This window comes from Faecalibacterium sp. DFI.5.82, assembly GCF_029076575.1.
In the GTDB taxonomy this organism is placed as follows: domain Bacteria; phylum Bacillota; class Clostridia; order Oscillospirales; family Ruminococcaceae; genus Faecalibacterium; species Faecalibacterium duncaniae.
The window spans coordinates 18,536-36,511 of the sequence record NZ_JARFIS010000013.1 but is presented as its reverse complement, the minus strand read 5'-3'; the positions used below and the strand labels follow the sequence as shown (position 1 = coordinate 36,511).

Here is a 17,976-nt window from a genome sequence, read left to right as displayed (position 1 = left end):
TCTCCTATTGGGAGAGCTGTCGAGCACAGCGCAACTGAGAGTTTTTTCTTTACTCCTCCCACCGGTAGCCGTAGCCCCACACTGTCATAATGTGGGTGGGGTGGCTGGGCTCATCTTCCACCTTCATCCGCAGACGGCGGATGTTCACATCCACGATCTTCACATCGCCGAAGTAGTTCTCGCCCCACACGCCCTTCAGGATCTTTTCCCGCACCAGCGCGATGCCGGGGTTGTGGAAGAACAGCTCCATGATCTGGAACTCCACCTGGGTCAGCTCGATCTGCCGCCCGGCCTTGAGGAGAACACGGCGGTTCTCATCCAGCACAAATTCCCCGCTGACCAGCGTGGTGGGGGCATTTTCGTCTGCAGCGGAGCCGCCGCCCGAGCGGCCCACCCGGCGGCAGAGGGCCTCCACACGGGCCAGCAGCTCACTGACGCTGAAAGGCTTGGTCATATAGTCATCCGCGCCGATGGACAGGCCGCGGATCTTGTCCTGCTCCTGCCCCTTGGCACTCAGGATGATGATGCCGATCTTCTGGTCGGTGCGGCGGATGGTCTCGCAGAGCGAGAACCCATTCATGCCGGGCAGCATCACATCCAGAATGGCAGCATCACAGCCGGGCTTCTGCTCCAGCAGAGGCAGGGCGGCTTCGGCGCTGTCGGCCTCCACCGCCTCCATCCCCGCCAGCCGCAGGTTCAGCGCGATCATCTCGCGGATGCTGGCTTCATCCTCTACCACAAGTACCTTGACCATCTAAGACCTCCATATTTTTCTGCCTTCTCCCTCTGCCCAAGAGCACACGGAGAAGCATTTCACCTCAGAACACCCAGCCTGCATCCGGTAAACTTCTGCAAAACTGAGCGGCATCATCAATTCAACCGGTACAACGACCGGGACAGTCGATAGCTCTGATCCTTCAGCACCACGTCCGGCCCGAACTTGGCCTGCATCTGGCGGGATGCCACCACGCCCAGGCGGGTCCAGCCCGCCGCGCTCTCGCTGGAAGGAACCAGGCGCATGGTCAGCACCAGTTTCCCCTCGTCCACGGTGCGCAGCTCCACGGCTTCCTCTCCCTCAGCGCTGTCGGTGAGCATCAGGTTGCCCTCCCACTCGGCAGGCAGCTCAATGTAGCAGCTGCTCTCCTCGTCCAGCAGGCCGAAGCTCTTTTCCGGCTCCGGGCTGGTATAGTCCATCCAGACGATAAAATCCATTCGTCGGCTCTGGCTCAGGTTCAGCAGGCCCGCTTCGTCGGGCTGGGTGGGGATCTCCACGATGCCGTCGCCGTCCAGATCCCGGCTGACCAGCGTGGAGACATTGCGCAGGGACGCATTGTACAGCTCACTGGTGCTGATCTGCTCCGCGGGCAGCATCTGCTGGCTTTCCTCATCGAAGTAGAGCAGCACCGTGGCCAGATTGTTGCCCGAGAGGCCGGTCCAGCCGTCCAGCACCAGATAGCGCTTTCCGTCCGCTCCCAGGCCCGCCGCCACAGCGGCACAGCCCGAGAACTTATCTGCCGAAAGGCCCATGACAGCCACCTGCTGGAACATCCCGTCCCGGTCAACGGTCAGCAGCTCGATCTGCACCCCGCCGTCCTCCAGCGTGGACATCAGGATCAGATCCTCGTTGCCGCCGCCGGTGATATCCTCCACCAGATACTGCTCATAGGACTGTTCCAGAATGGCATTGACCGTGCCGTTCTCGTAGGAGTACACCGCCAGATAGCTGTCGCCCTGCGCGGCGAGGTACCCCACTACCAGCTGGGTGGCGGCACCATCCTGCAGCTGTGCCAGCCGGACATTGTCCACTGTATCCGCCAGACCCTCGATGCTCTGGCGGACCTGCCACACGCCTGCGGCATCCTTCTGCAAAAATGCAATGCAGACGTTGGAGCTCTGGGCCGTGGTGTAGAGAACAGCGGCATCCTGCTGGCCGTCACCATCCAGATCCTGCAAAAGGAACGGCGAGAGCAGCTCCCCCTGCATCGGGTATTTCAGCTGGGCGCTCTCCCCCAGCCATTCGTTCAGGGCATTTTGCAGTGCACCGTAGTCGCCCGGAAGGCGCGGGGCACGCAGCAGCTCCTCCACCTGCACATTTTCCGACATCGGAAGGCCGCACGCCGAGAGCAGGCCCATCATGCAGCCTGCACTCAGCACCAGAAACCGTCGTCTTTTCAACCGCCGCCCCTCCCTTCTGTGGAAAATTCGCAAAGTCGTGCAGAAATACAGTATAATTATAGCATTCTTGCCCCGCCATCACAAGCCCCAGCTGCTAACGCCCAACCGGGCAGCGGGGTGTTCCCAAAGCAAGTGTCCGCTGGGGTGGAACCCTGCTGCCGCAGGCAGTAGGGCGGGCGATGGAATGGCCCGTTTCACTTGCGTGGGAATGCCGCGCTGCCCAGTCCACACGATGCAAAAAAGGCCCTTTCCCCGAAGGGAAAGAGCCTTTGTTACACTGTTTGAACAGTCAGAGTCGATCAGACGAGCTCCAGAACTGCCATCTCAGCAGCGTCGCCGCGGCGAGCGCCGATCTTGATGATGCGGGTGTAGCCGCCGTTGCGGTCAGCGTACTTGGGGCTGATCTCATCAAACAGCTTCTTTGCAACATCTTCCTTGGTGATGTAGGCGTAGACCTGACGCTTGGTGTGCAGGTCGCTGGCCTTACCCAGGGTGATCATCTTCTCGGCCATGGAACGAACGTCCTTAGCGCGAGTGACAGTGGTCTCAATCTTGCCATTCTCTAACAGGTAGGTGACCATAGCGCGCATCATAGCGTTGCGGCTGTCGCTGGTTCTACCGAGCTTTCTGGTACCGGGCATCCCGTTTCACTCCTTATTATTTTAGTTACTCATCGTCTGTGTTCAGCTTGAAGCCCAGGGAGTCCAGCTTTGCCATGACTTCTTCCAGGCTCTTGCGGCCGAGGTTACGGACTTTCATCATCTCGTCCTCGCTCTTGCTGACCAGATCCTCCACCGTGTTGATACCGGCGCGCTTCAGGCAGTTGAAGGAACGGACGCTCAGATCCAGCTCTTCGATGGTCATCTCCAGAGCCTTTTCCTTATCGTCGTTGGTCTTCTCCACCATGATCTCCGTACCGGCAGCCTCATCGGACAGGTTGACGAAGAGGTTCAGGTGCTCGGTCAGCACACGGGCAGCCAGAGAAACGGCTTCCTGTGCATTGATCGTGCCATCCGTCCAAACCTCGATGGTCAGCTTGTCGTAATCGATGGCCTGTCCAACACGGGTGCTCTCAACGTTATAATTCACCTTGAGCACGGGGGTGTAAATGCTATCGACGGGAAGAGTGTTGATATCGTTCTTCTCGACGATGGCCTGCTTGTTGCGCTCTGCAGGCACATAACCGCGGCCCTTATCGAAGGTGAGCTCCATGACGAGCTTGCCGCCCTCGCCCAGGGTTGCAATGTGCCATTCAGGGTTCAGGATCTCAATATCGTCGCCCTGCTTGATGTTGTCCGCAGTAACCTCACAAGGGCCGACTGCCTCAACACGCACTGTCTTCGGCCCGTCGGTGTACAGCTTTGCAGCAATACCCTTCAGGTTCAGGACAATTTCGGTAACGTCTTCCTTGACGCCCTCAATGGTGGAGAACTCGTGAACCACGCCGTCGATCTTGACGCTGGTCACGGCGACACCGGGCAGAGAGGAAAGAAGCACACGACGCAGGCTGTTGCCCAGTGTGATGCCAAAGCCACGCTCCAGAGGCTCCGCCACGAATCTGCCGTAGCGACCGTCCGGGGACAGGCTTGCCGTTTCGATTTTGGGACGTTCAATCTCCATCATATCTATGCCCTCCTTGTCAAACCGATGTTGCCATCGGCCCATTATTAAATTCTTTTAAAAAGAATGCGAAAGGTCGCCATCCAGAAGGAAGGCTTCCCCTTCTTAATGGATTACTTGGAGTACAGCTCGACGATGAGGTGCTCTGCAACTTCGTAGTCGATGTCGCTGCGCTCGGGGAGCTTGGTCACAACACCCTTCAGGGTGCCGGCCTCACGGTTCAGCCAGGAAGGCAGAGCCACAACGGGAGCCTCGGGGCCAACGAGCTTTGCGAACTTAGCAGAAGAACGGCTGGACTCACGAACTTCGATCACGTCACCGGCCTTGACCTGGTAGGAAGGAATGTTGACCTTCTTGCCATTGACGGTGAAGTGAGCGTGGCTCACCAGCTGACGAGCGTCGCGGCGGGTCTGAGCAAAGCCCAGGCGGAACACGACGTTGTCCAGACGGCACTCCATGATCTGGAGCAGGTTCTCACCGGTCTTGCCGGGGCGAGCCTCAGCACGCAGGTAAGCATTGTGGAACTGCTTCTCCAGGACGCCGTAGATAAACTTAACCTTCTGCTTCTCCTTCAGCTGAGATGCGTACTCAGACTGCTTCTTGCGGACATTGCCGTTGGAGTTGCGGGTGGTATTCTTCTTTGCATAGCCCATGACCGCAGGAGAAATGCCCAGGGCCTTGCAACGCTTTGCGATAGGCTGCGTATTCTTTGCCATAATTCAATTTCCTCCTTCGATCAGACACGACGGCGCTTCGGGGGACGGCAGCCGTTGTGGGGGATGGGAGTCACGTCCTTGATCAGGGTGACTTCCAGGCCGGTAGCCTGCAGCGCACGGATAGCGGACTCACGGCCAGCGCCGGGGCCCTTGACGTAGACTTCAACAGTCTTCATGCCATGCTCGATTGCAACCTTAGCTGCGGTCTCGGCAGCAGACTGGGCTGCGAACGGGGTGCTCTTACGGCTGCCACGGAAGTTCAGGGAGCCAGAGGAGCACCAGGACACTGCATTACCCTGCAGGTCGGTGATGGTAACGACAGTATTGTTGAAGGTAGACTGGATATGAGCCTGACCAGCAGCAATGTTCTTGCGCTCTTTCCGCTTCATGCGGACATTTGCGCCCTTCTTGGCGTTATTTGCACTTGCCATTTCTCAAATCCTCCTTACTTCTTCTTGTTAGCGACAGTGCGCTTGGGACCCTTGCAGGTACGTGCATTGGTCTTGGTGCGCTGGCCGCGGCAGGGCAGATTCTTGCGATGGCGGGTGCCACGGAAGGACTGGATCTCAACCAGGCGCTTGATGTCCAGAGCAACGTTGCGGCGCAGGTCGCCCTCAACGATGATGTTAGCCTGATCGATGTAGTCACGGATCTTAGCCTCTTCTTCCAGAGTCAGGTCCTTGACGCGGGTATCGGGGTTGATGCCAGTTGCTTCCAGGATCTTGTTAGCAGTGGTCTGACCGATACCGTAAACGTAGGTGAGACCCACCTGAACGCGCTTCTCGCGGGGCAGGTCAACGCCGGCAATACGTGCCATAGTAGTATCCTCCAAAATCATCCCATGTCAGTGTCGGGGTCTGCGCCGGGACTCTACGCACTTGACCCCCAGGCGCCCGAATTAGCCCTGGCGCTGCTTATGCTTGGGGTTCTGGCAGATGACCATCACGCGGCCTTTGCGGCGGATGACCTTGCACTTTTCGCAGATGGGTTTCACGGAAGGCTTGACCTTCATGATGTTGAACCTCCTTTTGGTTGATGCCCTGGCACTTATTTGGAGCGCCAGGTGATGCGGCCCTTTGACAAGTCATAGGGCGACATTTCTACGGTAACCTTGTCCCCGGGCAGGATACGGATGAAATTGGTCCGCAGCTTGCCGGAGATGTGCGCTAAGAGGATGTGCCCGCTGGGAGTGAGCTTCCCGGTGTTCTTATCCTCGCTCAACATTTCCACCTTAAAGATGGCGTTGGGCATGGCTTCACGCACGATGCCTTCGATCTCGATAACGTCTTCTTTAGACAAGCTATTTGCCTCCTCATTGGATCTGCTCAGTTTGCCATGAATTGACGGACAGGCGGCGATAACCGCCACATACTTCTTCTCCTGCGGCACAAAATCCGCAAAGTGGGCAGAAAATCCCTGTCCACCGAGAAAGCATCTGGCTGTCACGGCCATTTATAGATTATACACCTTTTGCAATAGATTTGCAAGTGTTTTTTCCGTATTTCCGATAAAAAATTCTTGTATTTTCAAACCGGCCGTTTCCCCGCCCCGGTTTTGCGCTTCTCCACCGGGAAGATGAAAATTTTTCACCAAAACTTGTCAGAATTGCACAAAGGACGTGCTCCGGATGCAAAAAGACCTCCCGTTTCCGGGAGGCCTTGGGGGATGCTGTACCGGTTTGCTTACTTCAGGCAGAAGGTCTCGGGATCAAAATCGGGATCATCCCAGAAGCGGGTCATGATCTCGGTGTGATCCTTCAGGATCGCGTTCGAGTGCTCGAAGTGCGCTGCCAGACCGCCGTCCTTGGTCTTGACCGTCCAGCCGTCCTTGGCCTGGGTGATCTTGCAGTCGTACTGGCAGATCATAGGCTCAATGGCAATGGTCATGCCGGGCACAAGGCGGGGGCCGCGGCCCTGATGGCCGTAGTTGGGCACCTCGGGGTCCTCGTGCAGTTCACGACCGGTGCCGTGGCCCACGAACTCCCGGACCACGGAGAAGCCTGCGTCCTCGCAGTAGCTCTGCACCGCATAGCCGATATCACCGATGCGGTTGCCGGCCTTTGCCTGCTCGATGCCCTTGTACAGGGCTGCCTTGGTCACATCCAGCAGGCGCTGTGCTTCCAGGTCGACCTTGCCCACCGCATAGGTGCAGGCATTGTCGCCATTGAAGCCATCGACCTTTGCACCGGTGTCGATGCTGACGATGTCGCCCGGGCGGATGACGATATCATGCGACGGGATGCCATGGATGATGGTGTCATTCAGGCTGATGCAGGCCGTTCCCGGGAAACCGTACAGTCCCTTGAAGTTGGGGGTACCGCCGTGCTTTACGATGAAATCGTAGATCAGCTTATCCAGTTCCCAGGTGGTCATGCCAGCCTCAATGTGCTGGCCGCCGTACTTCAGGGCAGCTGCGCTCAGGGCATTGGCCCTGCGCATTCCGTCCAGTTCTTTCGCATTCTTGATTTGGATCACGATTATGCCTCCAGTGCCTTCATCACTTCAGCGGTCGTCTCCTCGATGGAGGGGCAGAAGGGGATCACGGCCAGCTTGCCGCGCTCACGGTAGAACGCCACCAGCGGCTCGGTCTGCTCGTGGTAAGCCTTCAGGCGATCCAGAACGGTAGCGGGCTGGTCGTCCTTGCGGATGACGGTCTTGCCGCCGCACAGGTCGCACACGCCCTCGACCTTGCTCTTCTTGTTGATGATGTGGTAGCTTGCGCCGCACTTCTCGCAGACGCGGCGGCCGCTCATCCGCTCCACGATGACATCGTCCGCCACAGACAGCTCCAGCACCTTGTCGATGCGGATGCCCATGGTCTCGATGGCCTCGGCCTGAGCGATGGTGCGGGGCACGCCGTCCAGGATGAAGCCGTTGGCGCAGTCGTCCTGTGCCAGGCGTTCCTTCAGGATGCCGATGATGACCTCATCGGGCACCAGAGCGCCAGCGTCCATGAAGCTCTTTGCCTTCAGGCCCATCTCGGTGCCTTCCTTGACAGCAGCGCGCAGGATGTTGCCGGTGCTGATGGAGGGGATGTTCAGCTTTGCGCAGATGATCTCGGCCTGGGTGCCTTTGCCCGCGCCGGGTGCGCCTAACAGAATCAGATTCATAGGTATTCTTCCTTTCCTCTATCAAAGGAGCCTTTTTTTGATGTTTGAAGGAACTAACGCCCCTTCAAAGCAAAAAAGCACTGAAAAGTACGAGCATGCTCCCCTTTCCAGTGCTTTCTCACATCAGTGCTTTTGTTTTAGATCAGCCAAGGAAACCCTTGTGGTTGCGCATCGTCATAAAGCTGTCGAGGCTGCGGGTGGTATCAAGTGCCACACCAACCACGATCAGTAGGCTGGTACCGCCCAGCTGGATGCTCATACCGGTCAGGTTGCCCAGAATGATCGGCAGTACAGCCACCGCAGCCAGGAAGATGGCACCCATGAGGGTGATCTTGTTCAGGGTGCGGGTCAGGAAATCGCTGGTCGGCTTGCCGGGACGGAAGCCGGGGATCGAGCCGTTGTTGCGGCGCAGATTGTTGGCGATCTCAACGGGGTTGTACTGGATGGCCACATAGAAGTAGTTGAAGGCCAGGATCAGCAGCAGGTAGATCACGATGTAGAGCAGCGACGTGTAGTTGAAGGTATGGAAGAAAGCATACCAGAACGGATGTGCTGCCTGATCGATCTGCAGGAAGCTGCCGATGGTGCCGGGGATCGAAACCATCGCGGAAGCGAAGATGATGGGCATCACGCCGCTCATGTTCAGCTTCAGGGGCAGGTAGCTGTTCTGCCCGCCCATCTGCTTGCGGCCCACCACACGCTTGGCATACTGGATGGTGATGCGGCGCTCAGCGTTGGTCATAACAACGATGAACACGATCACAACCAGTGCCAGCACCAGCAGCAGGGGCAGCAGGATATAGAACCGGGTCTCGCCTGCAGCGGCGCGGGTCAGCAGACCCGTGACGGTGGTGTAGACGCTGGACCAGTTGGAAACGATCGAGGAGAAGATCAACAGAGAGATACCGTTGCCGATACCCTTGTCGTCGATCTGCTCACCACACCAGGTGATCAGCTGCGCACCTGCGGTAAAGGTGGCAATGATGACAACGGCGGTAAAGATACCGGCCGTGCCGCTGGTGTACTTCAGTGCGCCCATATTGCGGATCACGAAGTAGTAGCCGAGGCTCATCACCAGAGCGATGACACCGCCGACATACCGGGTGATCTGCTGCATCTTCTGCTGGCCGTCGGCTTCCTTCGCCATGTTTTCCAGGGCGGGGATTGCAACGGTGAGCAGCTGCACAATGATGGAAGCGTTGATATAAGGCGTCACACCTAACGCGAAGAGTGTGCACCGAGACAGGGCACCACCGCTCATCATATCGAGATACGAGAGCATATTGCCGTTGGAGAACATCTGGTTCAGTGCAGAACCGGTGATGAACGGAACGGGGATGGCGCTGCCCAGACGATACACCACGAGGATCGCCAGCGTGAACAGGAGACGATTTTTAAGCTCGGGAATCTTCCATGCGTTACGGAATGTCTGGAACACCTTACATCACCTCAGCCTTTCCGCCTGCCTTCTCGATTTTCTCTTTGGCAGAAGCGGAATAGGCTGCGGCCTTGACGGTCAGAGCCTTGGTCAGCTCGCCGTTGCCCAGGACCTTAACACCGTCCAGAGTCTTCTTGACCAGACCCTTTGCCTTCAGAGCCTCGGTGTCAACGACATCGCCAGCGTTGAAAGCTGCTTCCAGGTCAGCCACGTTAACAATGGCGTACTGGGTAGCAAAGATGTTGTTAAAGCCAACCTTCGGCAGGCGGCGTGCCAGAGGCATCTGGCCGCCCTCGAAACCAGCGTGCTTCACGCCGGAACGGGCCTTCTGGCCCTTGCTGCCGAAACCGGCAGTCTTGCCATTGCCGGAGCCAATGCCGCGGCCCTTGCGGGTCACAGCCTTGTTTGCACCGGGAATAGCGTGCAGTTCATGAAGTTTCATTATGCGTATACCCCCTGCTATTAGGCTTCGGTGACGCTGAGCATAAAGCCGATCTTTGCGATCTTGCCCTGCGTAGCGGCATTGTCAGGCTGAACGGTAACGTCGCCCGGCTTCTTCAGGCCCAGGGCCTCAGCGGTAGCGATCTGCTTAGCGCCGCGGCCGATCAGGCTCTTCTTCAGCTCGATCTTGAGCATCTTATCTGCCATGGTTTGTTACCTCCTTAACCCAGAATCTCACTCACGGTCTTGCCGCGCTTCTCAGCGACGGACTCCGCGCTGACCAGGCCGCACAGACCTGCGAAGGTAGCAGAAACAACGTTGATGGGGTTGTTGGAACGCATAGACTTCGCACGGACGTCCTTGATGCCAGCAGCCTCAATGACGGCACGCACAGGGCCGCCGGCGATCATGCCGGTACCGGGTGCAGCCGGCTTGAGCAGAACGGCACCTGCGCCGTACTTGCCGACGATCTCGTGGGGGATGGTGGTGCCCTTCAGGGCAACCTTGTGCATGTTCTTCTTTGCAGCAGCCTCGCCCTTGCGGATTGCCTCAGGCACTTCGCCAGACTTGCCGATGCCATAACCGATGGTGCCCTTGCCGTCGCCCACGACAACCAGAGCGGCAAACTTCATGATGCGGCCGCCCTTGACAGTCTTGGAAACGCGGTTGATGGAGACAACCTTGGTGATCATGCCGTCGTCTTCACGGTTTCTCATAGCCATAATGTGTTTCCTCCTCTCATTACAGCTTCAGGCCGCCCTCACGGGCGCCATCAGCCAGGGCCTTAACACGGCCATGATAAACGTAGCCACCACGGTCGAACACGACCTCGGTGATGCCCTTCTCCAGAGCCTTTGCTGCGACCTTCTTGCCGATCTCAGCTGCGGCCTCGACGTTGCCGCCGAAACCATTGAAGTCCTTGTCCATAGTGGATGCAGACACCAGGGTCACGCCCTGCTCATCATCGATGATCTGAGCGTAAATGTGCTTGGCGGAGCGGAAAACATCCAGACGGGGACGTGCTGCGGTGCCGCTGATCTTGTTACGAACGCGGCGATGACGACGAAGACGAGCTTCGTTCTTGTCGATCTGCTTAACCATTGTCTTTCACTCCTTACCTTATTTCTTGCCCTTGCCGGCCTTGCCTTCTTTGTGCTTGACAACCTCGCCTGCGTAGCGGATGCCCTTGCCCTTGTAGGGTTCGGGCGGCTTCTTGGCGCGGATCTCGGCGGCGTACTGGCCCACCTTCTGCTTGTCAATACCAGTGACAGAGAAGTGGTTGGGGTCCTGCCACACAATGGTGCAGTCCTCGGTATCGGGGACATTCACCTGGTGGGAGAAGCCCAGGTTCATAACCAGGTTGGAGCCCTGCTTCTGGCAGCGCAGGCCAACGCCCACGATCTCCAGCTTCTTCTCGTAGCCGTTCACAACACCGTTGACCATGTTAGCGATGTTGGTACGGGTCAGGCCGTGCAGGCTGCGGGCCTTGGGATCGTCATTGGGGCGGGTAACCAGAACTTCATTGCCCTCGACCTTAACGGTCATCAGGGGGTGGAAGTTGGAATTCAGGCTGCCCTTGGGGCCCTTGACAGCGACAGTGTGTGCTGCTTCATCAACAGTAACAGTGACGCCGGCAGGAATGACGATGGGTTTTCTTCCAATTCTCGACATTGTCTTTTACCCCTTTCTTACCACACAAAGGCCAGGACCTCGCCGCCAACGTGCGCAGCACGAGCAGCCTTATCGGTCATGATGCCCTTAGAGGTGGAAATGATTGCGGTGCCCAGGCCCTTCATGACCTTCGGCATATCCTCGCAGTTGGTGTAGATGCGCAGGCCGGGCTTGGACACGCGGCGCAGGCCAGAGATAACGGGCTCGCCGTTAGCCTGGTACTTCAGGGTGACAACGATGGTGCCCTGAACGGTGTCGTTCTTCACCTGCATGCCCTTGATGTAGCCCTCGTCAACCAGAATCTGGCAGATAGCCTTCTTCATGTTGGAAGCGGGGATCTCCACAGAAGGGTGTTTGGCAGTGCTAGCGTTGCGGATGCGAGTCAGCAGGTCCGCGATAGGATCAGTAATCTGCATGTGCCACTAACCTCCTTAGATTAGCTCTCATTTGTTTTATAATGATACCGCCCCGAAACATGCTTGCCCCGGGGCGGATATCCGACATTCTATCCAGCCCTCTGGCTTGATTACCAGGAAGCCTTCTTCACGCCCGGGATCTCGCCCTTGTAGGCCAGCTCACGGAAGCACACACGGCACACGCCGTACTTGCGCAGCACGGAGTGGGGGCGGCCGCAGATGCGGCAGCGGGTGTATGCACGGGTAGAGAACTTAGCAGGACGAGACTGCTTCAGCTTCATAGACAGTTTAGCCATTGTACCAATCTCCTCCTTAGTTATTCTCGGTAGCGAACGGAGCGCCCAGAGCCTTCAACAGCTCCTTGCCCTCTTCGTCGGTCTTAGCGGTGGTAACAAAGCAGACATCCATGCCGCGGACTGCATCGACCTTATCAAAGTCGATCTCGGGGAAGATGATCTGCTCCTTGATGCCGCATGCAAAGTTGCCGCGGCCGTCAAAGCCGTTGCCGTTGATGCCGCGGAAGTCGCGGACACGGGGCAGAGCGACGTTGAAGAAACGATCGACAAACTCGTACATACGCTCACCACGCAGGGTGACCTTGCAGCCGATGGGAGTGCCCTGGCGCAGCTTGAAGTTAGCAACGCTCTTCTTGGCACGGCAGACGACTGCCTTCTGGCCAGTGATCTGGCCCAGATCCTTCATAACAGCTTCCAGGATCTTCTCGTTGTCCTTGGCTTCGCCGCAGGCAACGTTGATGACGACCTTGTCCAGCTTGGGGATCTGCATAACGCTCTTGTAACCGAACTTAGAGTTCAGAGCAGGAGCAATTTCATTGACATACTGTTCTTTCAAACGAGCCATTGTTCCTTACTCCTTTCCTTACAGCTCAGCGCCGCACTTCTTGCAGACGCGGACCATCTTACCGTCCTTCTCGACGTGGCCCACGCGCACGGCCTTGCCGCACTTGGGGCAGATGGGCATGACCTTGGATGCGTACATAGCACCCTCAGCCTTCACGATGCCGCCCTGCTCGCCCTGACGACGAGGCTTGACGTGCTTGGTAACCATGTTCTGGCCCTCAACGATGACCTTGTTCTCAGAGGGGCTGACCTGCAGGACCTTACCAGTGTGGCCCTTGTCCTTGCCGCTGATGATCATAACGTTGTCGCCGGTTTTAACATGAAGATTATTCATTTTTAAAACCTCCTTACAGCGATTCCGGAGCCAGGCTCAGGATCTTGGTGTAGCCGGCATCACGCAGCTCGCGAGCAACGGGTCCAAAGATACGGGTACCCTTGGGGTTCTTGTCGGCCATAACGATAACGGCGGCGTTCTCATCAAAACGGATGTAGGAACCGTCGTCGCGGCGCACGCCATGCTTGCTGCGCACGATGACAGCCTTGACGACGTCGCCCTTCTTAACGGAGCCGCCGGGGGCTGCCTTCTTGACAGAGCAGACCACGACGTCACCAATGTTTGCGTATCTCTTGCGGGTGCCGCCCAGCACACGGAAGCACATCAGCTCCTTGGCACCGGTGTTGTCGGCAACTTTGAGATAAGTTTGCATCTGAACCATTTCAGATATCTCCTTTCAAACTGTTCAAAGCAGCGGGCAAAGATTACTTTGCCTTCTCAACGATACGGACCAGGCGCCAGCGCACATCCTTGCTCAGGGGGCGGCACTCCATGATCTCAACACGGTCACCGATACCGCACTCGTTCTGCTCGTCACGAGCCTTGAACTTCACGGTACGCTTCAGGATCTTCTTGTACAGGGGGTGCTGCACGCTATCCTTAACGGCAACCACGATGGTCTTATCCATCTTGTCGGACACGACAACGCCGACGCGGGTCTTTCTCAGATTACGTTCTTCCATCGTTTAACCTCCTTACTGCTTCTCAGCCAGAACGGTCATCACGCGGGCGATGTCCTTCTTGACTGCGTCGATGCGGCCGGGGTTCTCCAGCTGGTTGATGGCATGCTGGAAGCGCAGGTTAAACAGCTCAGCCTTCAGGTCGACCAGCTTGCTGGTCAGCTCTGCGGTCTGCATTTCGCGGAGTTCATTAGCCTTCATTGGTGCCATCCTCCTTCACGGAGTCCTCACGGACTGCAAATTTGCACTTGATGGGCAGCTTGTGCATAGCCAGGCGCAGAGCCTCGCGAGCAGTTGCCTCATCGACATCTGCCAGCTCGAACAGAACGCGGCCGGGCTTAACGACAGCGACCCAGTACTCGGGAGAGCCTTTACCGGAACCCATGCGGGTCTCAGCGGGCTTCTCAGTAACGGGCTTATCGGGGAAGATCTTGATCCACACCTTGCCGCCACGCTTGATGTAACGAGTCATGGCAACACGAGCAGCCTCGATCTGGGTGGAAGAGATCCATGCCGGCTCCAGAGCAACAAGGCCGTACTGGCCCTGGCACACCACGTTGCCGCGGGTAGCCTTGCCGGTCATGCGGCCGCGCTGAACGCGGCGGTACTTAACACGCTTAGGCAGTAACATTACTTGTTGCCTCCTTCCTTCTTCTGAGCGGTCTTAGCGCTCTTCAGGACCTCGCCCTTGTAGACCCACACCTTAACGCCGATGCGGCCGTAGGTGGTAGCAGCCTCAGCAAAGCCGTAGTCGATGTCGGCACGCAGGGTCTGCAGGGGGATGGTGCCCTCGTGATAGCTCTCAGTACGAGCGATATCAGCGCCGCCCAGACGGCCGGAGCACATAGCCTTGATGCCCTTAGCGGGAACGGTGGAACGATCGCGGGGGCTCATAGCATTGCGCATGCACTGCTTCATGGCACGGCGGAAGGTCACACGGTTCTCCAGCTGACGAGCGATGTCCTCAGCAACCAGCTGTGCGTTGGTGGAAGCGCTCTTGACCTCGATGACATTGACGATCACAGTCTTGCCATACTCCTTGGTCAGCTTGTTCTGCAGAGCAACGCGCTCCTCACCGCCCTTGCCGATGACCATGCCCGGCTTAGCGCAGTAGATGTTAACAGTCACGCGAGGAGCGGAAGTGGAAGGATCCACAGTACGCTCGATCTCGATCTTGGGGACACCAGCGTCCTTCAGCTGAGCCTTCAGCTCAGTGCGGATCTTGTGATCCTCGACGAGGTTATCGCTGAAATCCTTCTTGGAGGCAAACCAGCGGCTGTCCCAGTCTTTAATAACGCCGACACGAATGCCGTGCGGATTTACTTTCTGGCCCATTGTTTTCCCTCCTTACTCTTTCTCTTTCAGAACAACGGTCATGTGGCTGGTGCGCTTCAGGATGCGGTAGCCGCGGCCCTGTGCACGAGGCATCATGCGCTTCAGCGTGGGGCCGGGGCACACGTAGCACTCAGCAACGTACAGATTGTTCTTATCCATATTGAAGTTGTTTTCCGCATTAGCGGCTGCAGACTTCACCAGCTTCAGAAGGGGCTCACAAGCGGCCTTCGGGGTGTACTGCAGGATTGCCAGCGCTTCGTCCAGGGGCTTGTTACGGATCAGGTCCATAACGATAGACACCTTACGGGGACTAATGCGGGCATAACGAAGAATTGCCCGAGCTTCCATGTTGTGTTCCTCCCTCTATTATTTAGAATTACCGGTGTGGCCCTTGAAGGTACGGGTGGGAACGAACTCACCCAGCTTGTGGCCAACCATGTCCTCAGTCACATACACAGGCACATGCTTGCGGCCGTCGTGAACGGCAAAGGTGTGACCAACGAATTCGGGGAAGATCGTGGAGGCGCGGCTCCAGGTCTTGATGACCTGCTTCTTGCCGGAAGCGTTCATTGCTTCAACGTGCTTCAGAAGAGCAGCCTGGACGAAAGGTCCTTTTTTAATGCTTCTACCCATTGTCTTAAACTCCTCTCTTACTTACCTGCACGCTTCACGATGAGCTTATCGGAGCGCTTATGATGCTTGCGAGTCTTGAGACCCAGAGCGGGCTTGCCCCAGGGAGTCATAGGACCGGAGTGACCAACAGGTGCGCGGCCCTCGCCACCGCCGTGGGGGTGGTCGCAGGGGTTCATAACGGTACCACGGCTGCCGGGACGAACGCCCATGTGGCGCTTACGGCCGGCCTTGCCCAGGTTGACGTTCTCGTGGTCGATGTTGGAAACCTGGCCCACAACTGCGGTGCAGTTCACGGCCACGTTGCGCATCTCACCGGAGGGCAGACGAACCAGAGCGTAGCCATTCTCCTTAGCCATCAGCTGAGCCATGTTGCCAGCGGAACGAACCAGCTGAGCGCCGCGGCCGGGATACAGCTCGATGTTGTGGATGATGGTACCAACGGGGATGTTCTCGAAGGGCAGGCAGTTGCCGGGCTTGATGTCGGCAGACTTGCTGCTGATGACCACATCGCCCACCTTCAGGCCATCGGGAGCAATGATGTAGCTCTTGACGCCATCGGTGTACTCGACCAGAGCGATGAATGCGCTGCGGTTCGGATCATACTCGAGAGTCTTGACGGTAGCGGGGATATCGGTCTTCTGACGCTTGAAGTCGATGACACGATACTTGGTGCGGTTGCCGCCGCCCTGGTGGCGGACGGTGATACGACCGGTGTTGTTGCGGCCGCTGTGCTTCTTCATGGGCTCCAGCAGGCTGCGCTCGGGAGCGACCTTGCTCAGGACGCTGTAATCCGTGACGGTCATGCCGCGGCGGCCCGGAGTAGTGGGGCCATACTTCTTGATAGCCATTGTGCTATTCTCCTTTGTTTATCTTATGAATTATTATCGGGGTCATATCCCCATAGAGGAACCCTCGGCGGGTTCGGTTTAGACCATGCTGTTGAAGAACTCGATCTCCTTGGAGTCCTTGGTCAGGGTCACGATTGCCTTCTTGGAAGCGGCAGTGTAACCAGCATGCATGCCCTGGCGGCGGAAGCGGCCACGCACGGAAATGGTGTTGACCTTAGCGACCTTAGCGCCGGGGAACAGGGTCTCGACAGCCTGAGCGATCTCGACCTTGGTGGCATCAGTAGCAACCTTGAAGGTGTACTTCTTATCAGCGATGCCAGCCATGGAGTTCTCGGTAATGACCGGCTTCAGGATGATATCATGTGCGGTTTTCATTAGCCAAGCACCTCCTCGAGCTTCTTAGCTGCGTCGACGCTGATGATCAGCTTGTCGGCGTTCAGCACATCGTAGGTGTTCACGCTGCCTGCAAAGGTGGTCTTGACACCGGCAATGTTGCCAGCGCTCTTGACGAACTTTGCATCGACGGTCTCGTTGACCAGCAGGTTCTTCTTGCCAGCGCCAACAGCGTTCAGCATTGCAACCACAGCCTTGGTCTTGTACTCGTCGCAGGTGAACTTATCAACAACGACCATGTTGCCATTGGCAGCCTTGTCAGACAGAACGCTCAGCAGAGCCAGGCGCTTGACCTTGTTGTTGATGTGGTAGTTGTAGCTGCGGGGCTTGGGGCCCAGAGCAACGCCGCCGTGAGTCCACTGGGGAGCACGGATGGAGCCCTGACGAGCGTGGCCGGTGCCCTTCTGACGCCAGGGCTTCTTGCCGCCGCCGGAAACTTCCATGCGGATCTTGGTGTTCTGGGTGCCCTGACGCTGGTTGGCCAGGAAGTTCACCACAGCAATGTGGACAGCCTTCTCGTTCGGGGTGATACCGAACACGGCGTCGGAAAGCTCGATCTCGCTAACGTGCTGACCGTTCATATCGACTACATTAAACTTTGCCATTGTAGCTTTCCTCCTTACGCCTTCACGCTGTTGGCCAGAGTGACGATGGTGCCCTTGGAGCCGGGAACCGCACCCTTGACAGCGATCAGATTGTTCTCGGTGTCAACCTTGACAACGGTCAGGTTCTGCACGGTGACCCGCACAAAGCCCATGTGACCGGGCAGGCGCTTGCCGGGGAACACACGAGAGGGGTTGGAAATAGCGCCCATAGAACCTGCATGACGAGCAACAGGGCCGGTGCCGTGGCTCTCACGCAGACGGTGCTGGCCAAAGCGCTTGATAACGCCCTGGTAGCCCTTGCCCTTGGAAACGCCTGCAACGTCAACCTTGTCGCCTGCTGCGAAGACATCAGCCTTCAGCACGTCGCCAACGTTCATTGCGGAAACATCTTCCAGACGGAACTCGCGCAGGGTCTTCTTGGGGGCAACGTTTGCCTTCTTGAAGTGACCTGCAGCTGCCTTGTTGACCTTCTTGGCGGAAACCTCGCCGAAGCCCAGCTGGACAGCCTGGTAACCATCGCTCTCGACGGTCTTCTTCTGCACCACGGTGCAGGGACCAGCCTCGATGACAGTTACGGGAATAACCTTGCCGCTCTCATCGAACAGCTGGGTCATACCGACTTTCTTGCCGATAATGCCTTTAACCATTTTCTTTTCCTCCTGTAAAGGTTATTGGTTGGCGGCGCACGTCACCGCCAACATG

32 protein-coding genes are annotated in these 17,976 nt (G+C 57.5%); all 32 read right to left on the bottom strand.

The window, feature by feature from the left end:
* Positions 1–49: 49 nt before the first annotated feature.
* The 32 genes from P0G09_RS13950 to rplC all read right to left on the bottom strand — a co-directional run bounded on the left by P0G09_RS13950 (position 50) and on the right by rplC (position 17,921).
* Positions 50–754, bottom strand: coding sequence for a response regulator transcription factor (locus tag P0G09_RS13950; RefSeq protein WP_005934889.1), 705 nt, complete (start codon positions 752–754; stop codon positions 50–52).
* 116 nt (positions 755–870) lie between these two features.
* Positions 871–2,175, bottom strand: a complete 1,305-nt coding sequence (locus P0G09_RS13945) for a hypothetical protein (protein ID WP_275252951.1) — start codon at positions 2,173–2,175, stop codon at positions 871–873.
* A gap of 299 nt (positions 2,176–2,474) precedes the next feature.
* Positions 2,475–2,816, bottom strand: coding sequence for a 50S ribosomal protein L17 (gene rplQ / locus P0G09_RS13940; RefSeq protein WP_005934891.1), 342 nt, complete (start codon positions 2,814–2,816; stop codon positions 2,475–2,477).
* A gap of 25 nt (positions 2,817–2,841) precedes the next feature.
* On the bottom strand, positions 2,842–3,798 hold the full coding sequence (locus P0G09_RS13935; protein ID WP_035394747.1) for a DNA-directed RNA polymerase subunit alpha: 957 nt from the start codon (positions 3,796–3,798) through the stop codon (positions 2,842–2,844).
* A 110-nt stretch (positions 3,799–3,908) separates the two neighbouring features.
* On the bottom strand, positions 3,909–4,511 hold the full coding sequence (gene rpsD, locus P0G09_RS13930; protein WP_005934893.1) for a 30S ribosomal protein S4: 603 nt from the start codon (positions 4,509–4,511) through the stop codon (positions 3,909–3,911).
* Between the two features lie 20 nt (positions 4,512–4,531).
* On the bottom strand, positions 4,532–4,942 hold the full coding sequence (rpsK, locus tag P0G09_RS13925) for a 30S ribosomal protein S11 (RefSeq protein ID WP_005934894.1): 411 nt from the start codon (positions 4,940–4,942) through the stop codon (positions 4,532–4,534).
* A 14-nt stretch (positions 4,943–4,956) separates the two neighbouring features.
* Entirely contained in the window at positions 4,957–5,328 is a 372-nt protein-coding gene (rpsM, locus tag P0G09_RS13920) for a 30S ribosomal protein S13 (RefSeq protein ID WP_005937976.1), read from the bottom strand.
* 81 nt (positions 5,329–5,409) lie between these two features.
* Positions 5,410–5,523: a 50S ribosomal protein L36 gene (gene rpmJ / locus P0G09_RS13915; RefSeq protein ID WP_005921832.1), complete on the bottom strand. Its 114-nt coding sequence runs from the start codon at positions 5,521–5,523 to the stop codon at positions 5,410–5,412.
* A gap of 35 nt (positions 5,524–5,558) precedes the next feature.
* A complete protein-coding gene (gene infA, locus P0G09_RS13910) occupies positions 5,559–5,810 on the bottom strand; it encodes a translation initiation factor IF-1 (protein WP_005937979.1) in 252 nt (83 codons plus the stop codon).
* A gap of 383 nt (positions 5,811–6,193) precedes the next feature.
* Entirely contained in the window at positions 6,194–6,985 is a 792-nt protein-coding gene (gene map, locus P0G09_RS13905) for a type I methionyl aminopeptidase (RefSeq protein WP_097773250.1), read from the bottom strand.
* A 2-nt stretch (positions 6,986–6,987) separates the two neighbouring features.
* A complete protein-coding gene (locus P0G09_RS13900) occupies positions 6,988–7,620 on the bottom strand; it encodes an adenylate kinase (RefSeq protein WP_005934900.1) in 633 nt (210 codons plus the stop codon).
* Positions 7,621–7,762: 142 nt separating this feature from the next.
* Entirely contained in the window at positions 7,763–9,058 is a 1,296-nt protein-coding gene (gene secY, locus P0G09_RS13895; protein WP_275252949.1) for a preprotein translocase subunit SecY, read from the bottom strand.
* Position 9,059: 1 nt separating this feature from the next.
* Positions 9,060–9,500 (bottom strand): 50S ribosomal protein L15, encoded by a 441-nt coding sequence (gene rplO / locus P0G09_RS13890; RefSeq protein WP_005934902.1) that lies wholly within the window; start codon positions 9,498–9,500, stop codon positions 9,060–9,062.
* A 20-nt stretch (positions 9,501–9,520) separates the two neighbouring features.
* Positions 9,521–9,706, bottom strand: coding sequence for a 50S ribosomal protein L30 (gene rpmD / locus P0G09_RS13885; protein ID WP_005934904.1), 186 nt, complete (start codon positions 9,704–9,706; stop codon positions 9,521–9,523).
* Between the two features lie 14 nt (positions 9,707–9,720).
* Entirely contained in the window at positions 9,721–10,221 is a 501-nt protein-coding gene (gene rpsE / locus P0G09_RS13880; protein ID WP_005934905.1) for a 30S ribosomal protein S5, read from the bottom strand.
* 19 nt (positions 10,222–10,240) lie between these two features.
* A complete protein-coding gene (gene rplR / locus P0G09_RS13875; protein WP_005934906.1) occupies positions 10,241–10,600 on the bottom strand; it encodes a 50S ribosomal protein L18 in 360 nt (119 codons plus the stop codon).
* 18 nt (positions 10,601–10,618) lie between these two features.
* The gene (rplF, locus tag P0G09_RS13870; protein WP_097771301.1) at positions 10,619–11,170 is read right to left on the bottom strand and encodes a 50S ribosomal protein L6; all 552 of its coding nucleotides are present in this window, start codon (positions 11,168–11,170) and stop codon (positions 10,619–10,621) included.
* A 17-nt stretch (positions 11,171–11,187) separates the two neighbouring features.
* Positions 11,188–11,586, bottom strand: coding sequence for a 30S ribosomal protein S8 (gene rpsH / locus P0G09_RS13865; protein WP_097773249.1), 399 nt, complete (start codon positions 11,584–11,586; stop codon positions 11,188–11,190).
* Positions 11,587–11,696: 110 nt separating this feature from the next.
* The gene (locus P0G09_RS13860) at positions 11,697–11,882 is read right to left on the bottom strand and encodes a type Z 30S ribosomal protein S14 (protein WP_005921866.1); all 186 of its coding nucleotides are present in this window, start codon (positions 11,880–11,882) and stop codon (positions 11,697–11,699) included.
* A 16-nt stretch (positions 11,883–11,898) separates the two neighbouring features.
* On the bottom strand, positions 11,899–12,447 hold the full coding sequence (gene rplE / locus P0G09_RS13855) for a 50S ribosomal protein L5 (RefSeq protein WP_005934909.1): 549 nt from the start codon (positions 12,445–12,447) through the stop codon (positions 11,899–11,901).
* Positions 12,448–12,465: 18 nt separating this feature from the next.
* Positions 12,466–12,780 carry a 50S ribosomal protein L24 gene (gene rplX, locus P0G09_RS13850; RefSeq protein WP_005934911.1) on the bottom strand — a complete coding sequence of 105 codons (315 nt, stop codon included), beginning with the start codon at positions 12,778–12,780 and terminating at the stop codon, positions 12,466–12,468.
* A gap of 13 nt (positions 12,781–12,793) precedes the next feature.
* The gene (rplN, locus tag P0G09_RS13845) at positions 12,794–13,162 is read right to left on the bottom strand and encodes a 50S ribosomal protein L14 (RefSeq protein WP_005921875.1); all 369 of its coding nucleotides are present in this window, start codon (positions 13,160–13,162) and stop codon (positions 12,794–12,796) included.
* Between the two features lie 43 nt (positions 13,163–13,205).
* Positions 13,206–13,463: a 30S ribosomal protein S17 gene (rpsQ, locus tag P0G09_RS13840; protein ID WP_005921877.1), complete on the bottom strand. Its 258-nt coding sequence runs from the start codon at positions 13,461–13,463 to the stop codon at positions 13,206–13,208.
* Between the two features lie 12 nt (positions 13,464–13,475).
* A complete protein-coding gene (rpmC, locus tag P0G09_RS13835; protein WP_005934912.1) occupies positions 13,476–13,661 on the bottom strand; it encodes a 50S ribosomal protein L29 in 186 nt (61 codons plus the stop codon).
* On the bottom strand, positions 13,651–14,091 hold the full coding sequence (gene rplP, locus P0G09_RS13830) for a 50S ribosomal protein L16 (protein WP_005934913.1): 441 nt from the start codon (positions 14,089–14,091) through the stop codon (positions 13,651–13,653). Before rplP ends, rpmC begins: the two co-directional genes overlap by 11 nt.
* Positions 14,091–14,795, bottom strand: coding sequence for a 30S ribosomal protein S3 (gene rpsC / locus P0G09_RS13825; RefSeq protein WP_005934914.1), 705 nt, complete (start codon positions 14,793–14,795; stop codon positions 14,091–14,093). Before rpsC ends, rplP begins: the two co-directional genes overlap by 1 nt.
* A gap of 12 nt (positions 14,796–14,807) precedes the next feature.
* The gene (gene rplV, locus P0G09_RS13820; RefSeq protein WP_005921882.1) at positions 14,808–15,143 is read right to left on the bottom strand and encodes a 50S ribosomal protein L22; all 336 of its coding nucleotides are present in this window, start codon (positions 15,141–15,143) and stop codon (positions 14,808–14,810) included.
* Between the two features lie 18 nt (positions 15,144–15,161).
* The gene (gene rpsS / locus P0G09_RS13815; RefSeq protein WP_005934915.1) at positions 15,162–15,428 is read right to left on the bottom strand and encodes a 30S ribosomal protein S19; all 267 of its coding nucleotides are present in this window, start codon (positions 15,426–15,428) and stop codon (positions 15,162–15,164) included.
* A 17-nt stretch (positions 15,429–15,445) separates the two neighbouring features.
* Positions 15,446–16,276 carry a 50S ribosomal protein L2 gene (rplB, locus tag P0G09_RS13810; RefSeq protein WP_005934917.1) on the bottom strand — a complete coding sequence of 277 codons (831 nt, stop codon included), beginning with the start codon at positions 16,274–16,276 and terminating at the stop codon, positions 15,446–15,448.
* A 78-nt stretch (positions 16,277–16,354) separates the two neighbouring features.
* Positions 16,355–16,651: a 50S ribosomal protein L23 gene (gene rplW / locus P0G09_RS13805; protein WP_005934919.1), complete on the bottom strand. Its 297-nt coding sequence runs from the start codon at positions 16,649–16,651 to the stop codon at positions 16,355–16,357.
* On the bottom strand, positions 16,651–17,274 hold the full coding sequence (gene rplD / locus P0G09_RS13800; RefSeq protein WP_005934920.1) for a 50S ribosomal protein L4: 624 nt from the start codon (positions 17,272–17,274) through the stop codon (positions 16,651–16,653). The genes rplW and rplD overlap by 1 nt, the downstream gene beginning before the upstream one ends.
* A gap of 14 nt (positions 17,275–17,288) precedes the next feature.
* Positions 17,289–17,921, bottom strand: coding sequence for a 50S ribosomal protein L3 (gene rplC / locus P0G09_RS13795; RefSeq protein WP_005934921.1), 633 nt, complete (start codon positions 17,919–17,921; stop codon positions 17,289–17,291).
* Between the last annotated feature and the right edge of the window lie 55 nt (positions 17,922–17,976).